Genomic DNA, 13,165 nt, shown 5'->3' with positions numbered 1-13,165 from the left:
CCGCATCGCTACAACATTCCCTCTAACGATCCAGCTAGCCATCGATCCCCCCTACGTGCCCACGTACGCACGGCCAGGCAAACCATCCATGTGACACCCGAACTCCCAAACGAGTGCAGCTATCGAACACACTGTCCTGGCTGGCCTTTTGACGGGAATGCCGCCCAAAGAGACACGCGGATGTCCTTGTGACACGCGGAAAGGTGCCGAGCTGCGGTAGGTTTCGATCAGCACACACGCCCGTCACCGAGAAGGAAGGGTGCAGATGTCGCGCGCGACCCTGACCACACACGCACTCCACGTCGCCGCAGGCGTCAGCGAGCACTGGGGATGGAAGGCCCTCAACGCCGGTGTGATCCACGAGCCCCACTCGGAGGACGACGTGATCGCCCTGCGGGTGTACGCATGCGTCTCCCAGATCGCCTGGCCGGGCGAGAAGCGCCCCAGAAGCGCCAAGCAGCAGCTCGAGCTCTGGCAGGAACTCGCGGTCCACACCGCACGCGAGGCGCTATCCAGCCACTCCACGACGCACGAGACCGCGATGTGGGTCCTCCCCGACGGCGTTCACACCGCCACCACACCCGGCGAACGAGCGGCGCTCGAGCTGGACGTGCTCTCCGGGCGGCCCGCCTTCCGCATCCCCATCGGCCTGTGGATCACCCAGCTCCCCGAAGCCCTCGCGAAGCTCCCCAAGCCCCGTATCCGCCGCTCGAGCAAGACAGACGCACCGGCAGCATGAACACCCAGAACCCCTGGCTCGGGCATCCCCAAAACCTCGCTGGGCGGCGTGGTGGATAGCAACTGCGAACTTTGCTGTCCACCACGCCGCCCAGCGGCGCATCGAGGAGCCGGGGCACCACCCCCGACTTCTCACAACAGCAGCCAGGCGTCCTCCAACGCCCTGACCTGAGAGGAGAGGTGCCAGACACAGCTGAACAACCCTGCGACTAAACCGCTCTGCCACAGCTACGACGCCGAGCGGCTAGTTCTTGTCTGCCTCTTTCCCGGTCACTAGCTCCTGGAGCACATCATAGCTGCCACTCCGGGGGTAGGTCTCGTGCTGCCTCCAACCGGCACCCGCCCCGCCCCAAACGCACCCGTTCACCCACCAATGCGTCGCACCGACCGCGTCCGCGTTCCGTGGCGTGTCATCAGCTCAGCCGCCTATCCCGACTCGGCGCTTGCGGTCTACATCAAAGTGAAGGCCCTGGCGATGCGGCCAGAAGCCTGCACCGCAGGAGTCGCCGTCCTGGCCGCCTACCTGCGGCTGAGCAAGCGCACGGTTGAACGCGGCCTCAGCGCCTTGAGCAACCCCGATCCTCACGACGGCGTCGTAGAACTCCTCAGCCAACGACGCACAAAGCCGGGCGGGCAAGGTACGACAGCGCTGCGCAGCCCGCGGAAGATGAACACCTCAGAACGCTTCGTCTGGGTACCGGTGGCAGCCGCCGACGACCTCGACCCTCGCCAACTGCGCGCCTGGGCCGCGCTCGCCTACGCCCAGGCCCAGAACATGCAGGTGTCCGAGAGCGAACTGGGGGAGCTGCTGCGACACCATCGCGGCTCGCGCGCAGGCCAGCCCGTGGGCGCCGCCTGCGCCGGCAGCACGGTCGACGCCCTCGAGGCCCGCGGCTGGCTCACCGTGCAGCGTCGCGCGGGCCGACAGGGCCGACACCTGTTCACCGTCGTCCAGCCCACCGGTTCGCCCTCCAAGACATCCATGACCGGCGACGACCCCAACGGCCCGCGGACCGCCACCGATGACCCACGTCGGGGTTCCGCCTCCGGTGGCGGATCGGGCTCTCCATCCGGTGGCGGATCCCTCGCGACTAAGGAAGACCACCTGACTGACCGACACGATCACGACGCCGCGGCGCCGTGCCCACCCGCCGCAGGCGAAATCCCGTTGAGTAGGCGGAACGTCCCCACGCTCGATGCCCGAACACCCCATGTCGCCGCGAGTTCAGCGAATCTCGCGCTCCGCGCGGCAGCCGCACCGCCCACCCCGACTCCCACCAAGCGCCCAAGCGCCCCTGGCGGACATCGCCGTCCATACACAGGCCCACCGCTCACGTACAACCCGAGGATCTCCTGGGTCCTCGAACCCCTCCGGTCCCTGATTCCGAGGACCACGGTCTACATCCAGCGTCAGATCGCCCGCGAAGTCGGTGCCCAGCTCGCCCTGGGGACCGAGCCCGCACGGCTGCGCGAACGGTTGCAACTACGGCTCGCCAGGACAGACCCGGCACAAATCAGCAACGTGGGCGGCTGGATCATCAAGGCCGCGCTGCCCCGCTGGGGCTGCTACGACCCCAAGTGCGAGTCAGGCATCCGGTGGGCCACTGGCCAGGCATGCCAGGTGTGCCTGGCCGAACGAGCCCACCGCAAGGCCGAGCAGTCGCAGCGAGCCGACCACGTGACCACCGCTGCGTCGAGCACGGAGCCGTGTGCGACGACCGACCCACAGGTCCCTGCCGAGGCCGGCCCGCAAGCCCCCACATCTGCGGCATCCAGGAGACTCTCTTCGTCAGGGGATGAAACCGCCTTCGCGGGGACCGCTCGTTGCCCGGACTGCGGCCGCCGCCAAACCGATCGCCACGGGCCTGCTCGATGCGGACCCTGCGCCGACGCCTGCACGCTCGGGCACATCGTCACGCAGGCCATGGACGCGGCAGGGCATGGCCTTACGGGCCGGGCAAAGCTCGACGCGGCCGCTGTGGCACGCGACGACGTGCTTCAGCACGCCGACAGCGCCCGCACGCGAGCCCGGGCCGCGGGACAGAACGAGAGCCAGCAGACACGTGCCGTCTTGCAGGCCGCGCGGAACCGGGTCTTCCACTGGGAGGCTTCCACTGTCCGACCAATGGTCGCCACCTGACGGTGTCCGCTCCCCGTCATGCGAAAAGGCCGCCGAATCGCCGAGAGGTGCCAGCGGACAACTGCCGGATCCCATCGCCGTTGCGGCACTGGGGGACCGCGGCACAAGCCCAGCCGACCTCCGTCGCGCCGAGGAAGCCGGCGTTGATGACACTCTTTGAATTCGGCCACCTGGTGCTCTGGGGTGGACCAAACCTGCTCTTTTGATCTCCCCACCCTTCGTGTGGTCTCGCTCGGCGTGTCGGGATGGGTTGCTGTGGTCGAGGAGAGTCTGCGTGAGCTACGAGTTCGGCCTGGTCGGGGGCCCGGATGCTCACGTGGGAGGAAGACGTGGACGCTCACGCACTGCGTCGTCAGGGTTGGACGATCTCGGCGATCGCGCGGCATCTGGGCCGTGACCGCAAGACGATCCGTGCCTATCTGAACGGCGAGCAGGTCCCGGGGCAGCGCCGTCGGACTCCGGATGCGTTTGTGTCGTTCCTGCAGTACTGCCGGCAGCGGCTGGCCGATGATCCGCATCTGTGGGCCTCGACCCTGTTCGACGAGGTCAGGGGACTGGGTTATGAAGGCCGGTACTCGACGTTCACCCGCGCGCTTCGCCGCTTTGAGGTCCGGCCCCACTGCGAGCCGTGCCATGCGGCGACCGGCCGGAACGTCTCGGTGATCGCGCATCCGCCGGGCGAGCAGATCCAGTTCGACTGGCTGGAGCTGCCGGACCCGCCGCAGAGCTGGGCAGTGGGTGAGCACGCGCACCTGCTGGTCGGGGCGCTCGCCCATTCCGGCCGGTGGCGAGCGGTGCTGGCAGAGTCCGAAGACTTCCCGCACCTGGTCCAGGCCCTCGACCGGGTGGTCCGCAAACTGGGCGGGACCGCGAGACGGTGGCGCTTCGACCGGATGGCGACGGTCTGCTACACCTCCAGCGGACAGGTCACCGCCTCCTTCGCCGCGGTCGCGAAGTACTACGGCGTCGACATCTGCCCGCCGCGTCGCGGCAACCGCAAGGGTGTCGTGGAGAAGGCCAACCATGCGGCCGCAAGGCGGCGTGATCAGCCCGGTGCTCTTGAAAATCGCTCTGCACGGGATGGAGACGGCTGCGGGAGTCCAGTACCGGCAGACCGGCCGCCGTGGCGGTGACACCATGCCGGGCTCCCCGCTGCTGGTGAGATACGCCGACGATCTTGTCGCCCTGTGCCATTCACGGGAACAGGCCGAACAGGTCAAGGCCCGGCTTGCCGAGTGGCTGAAGCCGAGAGGGCTGGTCTTCAACGAGGACAAGACGCGCGTCGTCCACCTCGAAGAGGGCTGTGACTTCCTCGGCTTCACCATCCGCCGCTATCACGGCAAGCTGCTGATCAAGCCGAGCCGCGAAGCCGTCAGACGGATCCGGAACAGGCTGCGCGCCGAAGTGCGGTCCCTTCCCGGGGCCAATGTTGCTGCGGTGCTGCAACGGCTCAACCCGATCATCCGGGGATGGTCCGCCTACTACCGGAATGTGGTCGCCAGCGAGATCTTCACCGCGCTGGACGACTGCATGTGGAAGCTCACCTACAAGTGGGCGACCCGCGCCCACCCGAACAAGCCCCGGCACTGGGTCACCGCCCGGTACTACGGCAAGTTCAACAAGTCCCGGCAGGACCAGTGGGTGTTCGGCGACCGCGACAGCGGCGCCTACTGCCGAAATTCGCCTGACGAAGATCGTCCGACACCAGATGGTCCATGGCTCGGCGTCCCCGGACGATCCTGCTCTGGCCACCTACTGGGCCGAACGGCGCCGCAACAGCGCACCACCGCCCATCGACCGCGCCACCCTGCGTCTGCTCCAGGCGCAGAACGGGCAGTGTCTGATCTGCCGGGGCCCGCTGCTGCACGTCGACGACCCGCCGTCCAGCCCCACCGAATGGGAGCGATGGCTGCGGGGCACCCGCCAGGCGATCACCGCCAGGAAGATCACCTATCGCGGGGTCGACACGTCGGACGGGGTGCAGCTCCGTCTCATCCACTCGACCTGTGGCACTGCACGTCTGTGAGCCCCTGGGGCTTGCTTGAGCCGAGCTGCGGGGAAAGCCCGCACGGCCGTGAGGGGGGACCGCCGCAGTAATGCGGCGGTCCTACCCGACTCTTCGCCGCCTACGCCTCAGCCAAGGGCCGGGCCCTGGTGGACCGAGAGCTGTATCTGCCCAAGTCCTGGATGTCCGACCGAAATCGCTGCCGGGCAGCGAGGATCCCCGACGAGCGGGAGTTCGCCACCAAGGGCGACCTGGCCAAGGCCATGGTGAAGCGGGCGCTGGCCTCACCACTGCCCATCGCCCGGGTGACCGCGGACTCCGCCTACGGCCAGGAATGGCGGTTGCGCCGCATGCTGGAGGAGGCCGGCGTCAGCTATGTCCTGGCCGTGCCGAAGTCCCAGCATGTCCACGCCCTGGGCCGCACCGACTTCGCCATCGCCCAGGCACCCGACGATGCCTGGGAGCGCCACTCCTGCGGCAACGGCGCCAAAGGCCCGCGCATCTACGACTGGGCCGCGGCCCGGCTGCCCGCCATCGACGACTTCGACGGCGATCAGCCCACCCACCAGCGATGGGTCCTGGCCCGCCGCAGCCCGGCCCGTCCGGACGAGGTCGCCTACTACCTCGCCTACGCACCCAACGGCACCGCCGTCGCCGAACTCGTGCGCGTTGCCGGGAGCCGCTGGCGATCGAGGAAGCCTTCCAGGCCGCGAAGAACGAGTGCGGCCTCGACCAGTACGAGGTCCGCCGCTATCCGGGCTGGTACCGGCACATCACACTGGCCATGCTCGCCCACGCCTTCCTCGCCGCCATGGCCTCAGCGGCAGCCGAAAAGGGGGCGGCAGAAACGGTTCCGGCGCTCTCGCGCCACTCACCGTGGCAGAAATCCGACGGCTCCTGGCAGTTGGCCGTCCCCCGGTGACACACCTGCGGCGCACCGGCCACGAACTGAACTGGTCGCGCTGGCGCAGGCACCACCAGGCCATCGCCAGACGCTGCCACTACCGCCGCCGCATCCGAGGTCACGAACTTCCACAAACTGACGCGGCGTCAGCCGAGTACACTCAGAAACACGGCTCTGCCCCGCAGTGATAGCGAACTGCGACTGGAGTACTAAGCGAAGCCCTCCGATGCGCAGTCGGGCCCGGCGGCCAGGCCCAGCTCGCCGCCGAGACCCGCAGGTCCGTCCACCGGCGTCAACGTCAGCCACACCCCGCCGGCGGCTACGTCGCTGGCCCACACGTCCGCTACATCCTCGAATGGAACCCTTCGAGTTTCTGATCAATAAGCAGGAACAGCTGACCAAAAGCCGGAGGACTGCTGGGGGTGATGGCGGGGAGTTCATCCGAGTTCGGCGTGGTCGTGGATGGCTGCGGTATCGGACCGGACGGTCCGGGTCCCGCTGCCGGGCGGGCTTTCGTCCGAGCGGGCCTTGAGGTCTTCGACGTTCACGGCCGGAGGCCGTGGCGTCGTGTGCTGCGAACAGTGCACTGCGCCGAGGTCGATGCCGGTCAGGTCGGCGGTGCGCAGGTCGGCGTGGGTGAAGGTGTCCAGGACCGTGTGGACCGAGTCCGTGTCGAGAGCGGGTGGTTCCCGGAGGAGCGCCGGACCGATGGCCCGGCATCCGGGTTGTCAGACCTTGATGACCTTGACGGCCGGTCCGCAGAGCAGGCTGATGTCCTCGGGGTCGGAGGCCAGGACGGTCACCGGTCCTGGCGCGGAGCGTGCGACGGCGGCGAGGACGGTATCGATGGTGTTCGTGTGGCCGCTGAGGTGGTGGCCGCGCAAGAGTGCTGCCGCTTGGTCGGTGACGTCCTTGGTGACGTCATGGACGTCGATCCGGGACAGTGCCCACCGGATGCGGGCGGGGTGGATGCGTTCGTGGTCCGCCTCGAGGGTGGTCATGGCGGTCGTGGCCACACGGATGCCCTCTTCCAGGGCTGCCTGGACGAGGGCCAGGACGGCGCGGTCCTTGAGGTAGAGCTTGGACAGGCCCTCGCTGTCGAGAAGGAGCGTGCCGGGCATCAGGCTGCGGCACCGCCCGAGTCACCTCGATCGTGGCGCAGCACGGCGCGGGCCGCTTCGATCTCCTCCCGGGACAGCGGGTCGTTGTGGGTCTCGAAGTCCGCGACGATCTCACGAAGCCTGTCCATGGCCACACGCTGCTCCAGCGCCTCGGCCACGTAGGCGGAGAAGCCGCCGGGGCCCACATGGGTGCGTACGGTTTCGGCGAGGTCTTCGGGAAGACTGATGGAGTACTTTTTGCTACCGCCCATGGTCCTGATCCTACCAGAGGTAGGAAAAGTGATCGAATTTGAGCGCCCGACGACCGCAAGATCGACAACCTCGCCGACATCCTCGTCACCGAAGAAGGTCGCGGATCCTGAACCCGGGCAAGAGAGCTTGCCGGGTTGGCCTCGCCCAAGGAGATGATCCTGTCCAACTCGCGCAAGTACTACCCCGGCATCGGACTGCTCGCCGACGAACAGGACACCAGATGAGCTCCCTGATCAGCGAGGACGAACTCCTCCACGAAGACCAACTCGTCTGGCTCGAGGACCCCACCGACCTGGACTACGTGCGCCAGAGCCTGGACCGCCTGCCCACCCGCCGCGGCAAACCCGCCTACCACCGCGACGGACGCATGATCGGCTACGCCCGGCTCGCCCCCCAGGCCAAACCCTCCCGCTCCTCCGGCACCTTCCGCCGCCGCGTGTTCTGGCTGCTGCCCCACGACCGCGACAGCGACCCGCAGGGCCTGTACGCCACCGGCGCCCCGGCCGAAGCCGTCGACCCACGCACCCTGGCCGCAGGCAGCAAGGGCCGCAAGACCGAACGCTCCGAAGGCGGCCCCCCTCCTCAGCCATGCAGGAATTGGGGATAACACTGCCCCTGTGATCCGGCCCGCACTGACCATGCAAGAGGTGACTCGCAGGCGGTGAGGCGGCCTTCCAGTGCACCTGCGCCGACGGCTCGGGTAGCAGCGCACCGCATCATGCACCTATCGCTTAGCTGCTGCCCCAGAATTCCCTTTGGTCCTGCCATTCATCACTTGTTTATCGCCGCGCATTAGTTTCCCTGCGTCCCATCCGCCTCATTTGAGGAGAGAGATGAACAGGAGATTGCACAGGCGAGTTGTTCAGTTGGCCGCAGGAATCGCCCTGCTCTTCGGCGCGTCGCTCACTGCAAACAGTTCCGCGCAGGCTGACGCCTCGAGTGGTCTTCCGTCTGTGGCGAGCACAGATGCGCGGTCAAGCGTCACCACCTTGACCGCTGCACAGCGGGCAGATCTTCAGAGCCAGGTCGACGAGACACTCAGCACTACAGCCGGTGGCGTCCAGATCAGCGCCAACGAGATTGCATGGAACGGGGGCGAGCCGATCCTCACGCTGCCGCTGCCCGGCCAGGAGCAGGCGCCGGCGGCGAGTCCGGCGGCCCGCGACCTCATGGGCTTCTCGGCTGACGACGCCACGCCTGATGTCAACTGGCACAAGTGCCCGGCAGGCGGGGATGACAACCGTTGGTACTGCTTCTATGAGAACTCGAACTTCGGTGGCCGACGGCTGCAGTGGAACTGGGCGCATTGCCAGGACCCGATCGCGTTCGATGACTACGGCTTCGCACGGAAGGCGAGTTCCTGGGTCAACACAACCCGCAACATCGACCACTGGGGTATGAAGGTGGAGGTTTACAGTACATCTGTCCGGCTGTGGGTGGAGAACCCCTGGAGCCAGGTTGCCTACGTAGGCGATTCGAAGAACGACAGGGCAATGCACGCCTTCGCCTGCCGCCTGTGATCACTTAGCCTCGAAGTTTCGTGACGGTCCGCCGACGGAGTCGGTGGACCGTTTTCGTGCCGTGGGCGAAGGCTGTGCAGGCCCAGGGCCCGAGTGTCGCCTCGGGGTGGCGCCGGGTTCCACTGCTCCGAGCGTTGAGCTGCTGTCGTAGGGACGGGAATCCGTTGGTCAGCCGGGGTTCGGCAGGAGTGCGAGCCGCTCGAGAGCTGTGGTGATGTGGCTGGTCCAGGGCCAGTGCCGGGCCAGGCGGAGGATCCGCCGACGGCCGGTGGTCACGAGTTGTCCGGCCGTGGTGAAAAGACGGAGCCGCAGTCGGCGGGGCTCCCGGAGCCTGGCCGTGCCGGTCAGTGCGAGCATCGGCATCCAGGCCAGCAGGTCCAGTGCGATCTGCACGATCTCCAGCCAGATCCGGTTCTGGGCGGTGCGGTGCAAAGGGAGATTCCGCAGGCCGGTGGCCCGGGCAGCCCGGATGCGGTCCTCGGCGCGGGCCCGCAGCCGGTGACGGAGCTCGAGTTCGGCGATCGGCCGGCCGGGGGTGTTGGTGGCGAAACAGGTCAGCCGCATGCCGTCCGCGTCCGTGAGCCTCAACTGAGCTCCAGGGTGCGGCCGTTCCTTCCGAACGATCAGCCGCATGCCCTTCGGCCAGCCGTCCAGGACATCGCCGGTGAGTTCGGCGACCCAGGCGCCGTCACGGATCCCGCCGTCGGCCTCGACGGCGGGCGTCCAGGCCGACGCCGGAACCTTCAGCACGTGCTGGTGGATCGTGTCCGTGATCACCATGCCGACCGAGTAGGACAGCCACCGTCCTCGCTGGGCGAGCCAGGCGACGAAGTCGTGGGTGCCGCCCGCGGAGTCGGTGCGTATCAGGGTCTGACGTCCGCGCCGGTACTTCTTCGGCAGTTGAGCCAGGGCCGGTTGGGTGGCGGTGATGTGGTCGGCGGCCGTGTTCGAGCCCGCGTTCCCCGGCCTGAGCAGGGCCGCCACCGGCTCACCGGTGCCGCCCGGTCCGTGGTCGACGAACCCCATCAGCGGGTGGTGACCGTAGGTTCTCTTCCACGTCGGTGCAGCGTCCTCCTTGTCCGAGTGCGCGGTCACCAGCACCCCGTCGAGATCGACGGTCACCGCCCTGCCCGCATCGGGCGCTTTCCCGTCGGCCAACTGCCAGGCCCGCTGGCGTGCTTCGGCCCGCGCGGCACGGATCGCCCGCAGAGCTTTCTCTCCGGAGGCTGCGAGGGTGTCGACCAGGCGGGAGACCGTCGGGTCGGAGGCGACCGGCCCGAACACGGCGGGCTCGGCCCGCAGCATGCCGACATCGGCCAGGCAGTCCCCGCCCAACGCGACCGCCAGTGCGACGTCCAGGAGGATCTTCCCCGGATCATGGACGGCCCGGGGTTTGCGCCACGGTGCCAGCGCCGCGGATATCGCCTGGTCGAGGCCGGTTCTACGGACCGTCTCCACCAGCAGGACCGAGCCAGCCTGCGAGACCACCTGGAGGCCGTCTCCTGGACACGGACACGCGGGTACGACGCGATAGGCTCTCTCACCCGGAAAGTGCTCTTTTCCTCGCAGCCAACAGGACCCTCAGCAAGTCCTGTCGTTGCAGGTCAAGAGCACTTTCTGTGTTTCTGATCAGCCTGCGGACAGGCCACCGCATGAAAGCGCGAGGCTAGCCGCAGCGGCCTGCGCGCGCCGGCACCGACGAAGAGCGGGTGCGCGCAGGCCCGCTCAGCATGACGAGCGGGCCTTGCCTCCGGTGTGGAAGTGGTCCGGTTGTGGGGACGCTCTATCGTGCACGCCGGTGAAGCGATTACGGATCCGCAGCTGAATGATCTCGGCGCGCTGGTCGAAGATCTTCGCCTCGGGGCGTAATTGCGCGGCGCTGTCGGACACAACCTGGGTGATGCCAGGCTGTGGGGAGGGCTGGGTGCGCACAGGTGGATGAGTGGGAGCGGTTCGAGCAGGCCTTCCGCGGGTGTTACCGGCAGGTGGTGCGGTTCCTGTGGCGAAGACTGCCTCCGCAGGCCGTTGAGGACGCGGCTTCTGAGGTCTTCGTGATCGCCTGGGAGCGTTGGGGGACGTTGCGCGGTGACCCGCTGCCCTGGCTGTACGGGATCGCTCGCAGGGTGGCCGCGAACGCCGTGAGGGCGCAGGAGCGTTCTGCCCGCCTTGAAGGCCGGCTTCGCGGGAGCGGTGTTGCGACGGTGCCCGGGGTGGATGGGCAGGTGCTGTCCGCTCTGGGGGCCGTGGACGTCCTGGGGCACCTCTCGGCCCGGGACCGGGAGGTGCTCATGCTCGTCACATGGGACGGGCTCGATGCCGGGCAGGCGGCAGGGGTGCTGGGCTGCAGCCGCGGCGCCTTCTTGGTGCGGCTGCATCGGGCACGGCGTCACCTGGAGTGCGCCCTGGCGGATCCCGGTGATCCTGTGCCTGAGCGGGAGTCGGAATCTGCAGATGGGAGTGTCGGGCGATGAGAGACATCGAGCGGGTGCGGGAACTGCTGCCCGCACAGGCTGATCCGGCGTCGAGCTGCGGTGCGGGCGCCGCGCTGTCACCGCGCGCCGAGGACGACCTTGACGCGCTGCGGCGCACGGCAGCCTGCGTGCGTGAGGTCCGCCCCGGGCTCGTCACCCGCCGCCGGATCCTGGTCAGCGCGGCAGCCGCCACCGGCGCAGCCGCAGCCACCGTCGCCGGGTACCAGCTGCGACCTGCGGCGCAGCCAAGGACACGAGCGACTGCCTTTACGCCTGCGGTTCTGCACTACGTGCCGTTTGCGGGACGGTCGGCACGCGAGGTGCTGCTGGACTTCGCCGGTCGTGTGGAGAAGTTGCCGTCCGAGACCGCCGATGGGCCGTATCTGTACCGGAAGGAATGGGGATGGTGGCTCAACACGGCGGGGGATGTACCGGGGGGAGTGGCCAGCGTGGCCGTGCCGACGGTTACCGAATCATGGGTCAAGGCGGACGGCTCCGGACGTCAGCGCAGCGCCTACGGCGACCCGATCTATCCCGACGCGAAGCAGAAGCGGGCCGCTGAGCGGGCGGGCCTCATCGCCGGCAAGGGGGTCAAGAACAGCATGTACGGGCCGGGGAAGTTCCCGCGGCAGCCCGAGATCGACGCCTGGCGCAAAGTGGGGCCCCTGTCCACCGACCCCGCCCGCCTCGCCGAACAGCTCAAGAAGGTCTCCTGGGACGGCGGGCACATCATCAACGGCGTGGCCGCCATGCTGGACTACGCCTCACGCTCCGGCCCGGTCCACCCGCAGCTGCGCGCGGCCGCCCTGCGTGTGCTGGCCGACAGCCGGTCGGTCCGTGTGGCCGGTACAACGTCGTGGCAGGGGCACAAGGCCATTGCCGTCTACCAGACCCAGACCTGGCACGGCAGTACCCAGCGCGCCTCCGTACTCTTCGATCCCGCCACCGGCTGTCCCATGGGCAGCGAGGATGCCCTGTTCGGCAATGCTCGAAAGCTGAACGTGAGCGTGCCTGCCACCCTCGCGGTCAGCGAGATCCTCAGCAGCGGCCACACACACACAATTGACGGAAGGCCCTGAACATGCCCGAGCGCAGGTATCCGAGGCCATCCTGGGCGAAGTCAGCCGGCCTGCCCGGCGTGGCGCGCGAAGAGATCGCCCTCCCCACGCCGGAGCACTTGATCAAAGATGTGCGCGAGGGCGTCGAGGCAGGCCGCTATCAGCGGGGGGAACTCCTACCTCCTCGAGAAGAACTCCAGTCCCTGTACCGACTGTCCGCAGCCGATGTAGATGCCGCCATCCGCCTTCTTCGACGAACAGGGCTTCTTCAGCTGACCGACGAGTACGAGGACACCTACTTCATCGAGACGCGAGGCGAGCATTGGCCAGAAGGCACTGGCGCAAGCTCCACCGAACCGGGCCATGGCGCGCTCCGCTGGCGGCCATGGAAGTGGCATCGCGGACGATGATGGCGATATTTGGATTTGGTTCAGGCAAGATTCTTGTGGAGCGTGACGGAGCGCCACGTGGATCACGCCAGGAGAACTCGCTTGCGCAGCAACGGGAGTCCGGCCCGGTCGAACATCTGTCGCTTCAGGGTCTTGAGTCTATTAGCCTCGAAGTTTCGTGACGGTCCGCCGACGGAGTCGGTGGACCGTTTTCGTGCCGTGCCGCCATCGCATGGCTGCCGCTCTGCTTCTCAGGATGACGTGTGCGGTGNCGCCAAGGCGGTGACCACGGCGGGCGGGATGGGGGAGAACCGCTTGGACAGTACCCCGCGGGTCGCTTCCATCAGGCGCCGTGCCTGCGCGGTCGGGGCGCCGTGTCGGGCTTCGTAGTCCGACTGCCAAGAGGTCCAGGCCTCGTAGGACGGGGGCAGGTGGCGCAGGCGCATGCGTTCACCCAGGTGTGCATAGAGGGTATGAGCGGCCACCTTCTCCTGGGGGGTTGTGGGGCGGTGGCCGTAGCGGTCGATCCAGCTGATGGGCTCGGTGAGGAAGACGCCCAGGACGTAG

Annotated in this window: 11 protein-coding genes and 4 pseudogenes; 11 read left to right on the top strand and 4 right to left on the bottom strand. The window is 67.9% G+C overall.

Features of this window, described 5'->3' with window-relative positions:
• Positions 1 to 265 precede the first annotated feature (265 nt).
• The 6 genes and pseudogenes from IEY86_RS31345 to IEY86_RS31325 form a co-directional block, all read left to right on the top strand.
• Positions 266 to 739 (top strand): hypothetical protein, encoded by a 474-nt coding sequence (locus IEY86_RS31345; protein ID WP_189135303.1) that lies wholly within the window; start codon positions 266 to 268, stop codon positions 737 to 739.
• Between the two features lie 372 nt (positions 740 to 1,111).
• Complete coding sequence (locus IEY86_RS31340; protein ID WP_189135302.1) at positions 1,112 to 2,878, top strand: hypothetical protein; 1,767 nt, start codon at positions 1,112 to 1,114, stop codon at positions 2,876 to 2,878.
• Between the two features lie 308 nt (positions 2,879 to 3,186).
• Positions 3,187 to 4,011 (top strand): hypothetical protein, encoded by an 825-nt coding sequence (locus IEY86_RS31335; protein ID WP_229698922.1) that lies wholly within the window; start codon positions 3,187 to 3,189, stop codon positions 4,009 to 4,011.
• A pseudogene (locus IEY86_RS37000) lies at positions 3,902 to 4,426 on the top strand (reverse transcriptase domain-containing protein); the annotation flags it as partial. The gene IEY86_RS31335 and the pseudogene IEY86_RS37000, both read left to right, overlap by 110 nt.
• 160 nt (positions 4,427 to 4,586) lie before the next feature.
• Positions 4,587 to 4,904: a hypothetical protein gene (locus IEY86_RS36995; RefSeq protein ID WP_229698934.1), complete on the top strand. Its 318-nt coding sequence runs from the start codon at positions 4,587 to 4,589 to the stop codon at positions 4,902 to 4,904.
• Positions 4,905 to 4,993: 89 nt separating this feature from the next.
• Positions 4,994 to 5,805 (top strand): annotated as a pseudogene (locus tag IEY86_RS31325) (IS701 family transposase); the annotation flags it as partial.
• Between the two features lie 710 nt (positions 5,806 to 6,515).
• On the opposite strand, the gene IEY86_RS31320 reads toward IEY86_RS31325, so the two are convergent.
• Together IEY86_RS31320 and IEY86_RS31315 are read right to left on the bottom strand one after the other, a co-directional pair.
• A complete protein-coding gene (locus tag IEY86_RS31320; RefSeq protein ID WP_189135301.1) occupies positions 6,516 to 6,908 on the bottom strand; it encodes a DNA-binding protein in 393 nt (130 codons plus the stop codon).
• Positions 6,908 to 7,159, bottom strand: coding sequence for a hypothetical protein (locus tag IEY86_RS31315; RefSeq protein ID WP_189135300.1), 252 nt, complete (start codon positions 7,157 to 7,159; stop codon positions 6,908 to 6,910). The genes IEY86_RS31320 and IEY86_RS31315 overlap by 1 nt, the downstream gene beginning before the upstream one ends.
• A gap of 221 nt (positions 7,160 to 7,380) precedes the next feature.
• Here IEY86_RS31315 and IEY86_RS31310 point away from each other — a divergent pair.
• Both IEY86_RS31310 and IEY86_RS31305 read left to right on the top strand, forming a co-directional pair.
• A pseudogene (locus tag IEY86_RS31310) lies at positions 7,381 to 7,781 on the top strand (DUF6009 family protein).
• Between the two features lie 368 nt (positions 7,782 to 8,149).
• Entirely contained in the window at positions 8,150 to 8,680 is a 531-nt protein-coding gene (locus IEY86_RS31305; protein WP_189135298.1) for a peptidase inhibitor family I36 protein, read from the top strand.
• A gap of 168 nt (positions 8,681 to 8,848) precedes the next feature.
• Here the strand turns inward: IEY86_RS31305 and IEY86_RS31300 are convergent.
• Positions 8,849 to 10,224 (bottom strand): annotated as a pseudogene (locus IEY86_RS31300) (IS1380 family transposase).
• A gap of 181 nt (positions 10,225 to 10,405) precedes the next feature.
• Positions 10,406 to 10,570, bottom strand: a complete 165-nt coding sequence (locus tag IEY86_RS31295; RefSeq protein WP_189135296.1) for a hypothetical protein — start codon at positions 10,568 to 10,570, stop codon at positions 10,406 to 10,408.
• A gap of 44 nt (positions 10,571 to 10,614) precedes the next feature.
• Between IEY86_RS31295 and IEY86_RS31290 the strand changes: the two genes are divergently transcribed.
• The 3 genes from IEY86_RS31290 to IEY86_RS31280 are packed head-to-tail and all read left to right on the top strand — an operon-like array spanning position 10,615 to position 12,619.
• The gene (locus IEY86_RS31290; RefSeq protein ID WP_189135295.1) at positions 10,615 to 11,151 is read left to right on the top strand and encodes an RNA polymerase sigma factor; all 537 of its coding nucleotides are present in this window, start codon (positions 10,615 to 10,617) and stop codon (positions 11,149 to 11,151) included.
• Complete coding sequence (locus tag IEY86_RS31285) at positions 11,148 to 12,230, top strand: CU044_5270 family protein (RefSeq protein WP_189135294.1); 1,083 nt, start codon at positions 11,148 to 11,150, stop codon at positions 12,228 to 12,230. The genes IEY86_RS31290 and IEY86_RS31285 overlap by 4 nt, the downstream gene beginning before the upstream one ends.
• 59 nt (positions 12,231 to 12,289) lie before the next feature.
• Entirely contained in the window at positions 12,290 to 12,619 is a 330-nt protein-coding gene (locus tag IEY86_RS31280) for a GntR family transcriptional regulator (protein WP_189135293.1), read from the top strand.
• The last annotated feature ends 546 nt before the right edge of the window (positions 12,620 to 13,165 follow it).

Source organism: Wenjunlia tyrosinilytica (assembly GCF_014646055.1).
Taxonomy (GTDB): domain Bacteria; phylum Actinomycetota; class Actinomycetes; order Streptomycetales; family Streptomycetaceae; genus Wenjunlia; species Wenjunlia tyrosinilytica.
The sequence above is the reverse complement of the archived record's forward strand: the minus strand, read 5'-3'. Positions and strand labels throughout refer to the sequence as shown.

Excerpts from the sequence above, each read along its gene's own strand:
- IEY86_RS31320 (WP_189135301.1), bottom strand. The coding sequence starts at position 6,908 with ATGCCCGGCACGCTCCTTCTCGACAGCGAGGGCCTGTCCAAGCTCTAC.
- IEY86_RS36995 (WP_229698934.1), top strand. The coding sequence starts at position 4,587 with ATGGTCCATGGCTCGGCGTCCCCGGACGATCCTGCTCTGGCCACCTAC.
- IEY86_RS31285 (WP_189135294.1), top strand. The coding sequence starts at position 11,148 with ATGAGAGACATCGAGCGGGTGCGGGAACTGCTGCCCGCACAGGCTGAT.
- IEY86_RS31340 (WP_189135302.1), top strand. The coding sequence starts at position 1,112 with ATGCGTCGCACCGACCGCGTCCGCGTTCCGTGGCGTGTCATCAGCTCA.
- IEY86_RS31345 (WP_189135303.1), top strand. The coding sequence starts at position 266 with ATGTCGCGCGCGACCCTGACCACACACGCACTCCACGTCGCCGCAGGC.
- IEY86_RS31335 (WP_229698922.1), top strand. The coding sequence starts at position 3,187 with ATGCTCACGTGGGAGGAAGACGTGGACGCTCACGCACTGCGTCGTCAG.
- IEY86_RS31315 (WP_189135300.1), bottom strand. The coding sequence starts at position 7,159 with ATGGGCGGTAGCAAAAAGTACTCCATCAGTCTTCCCGAAGACCTCGCC.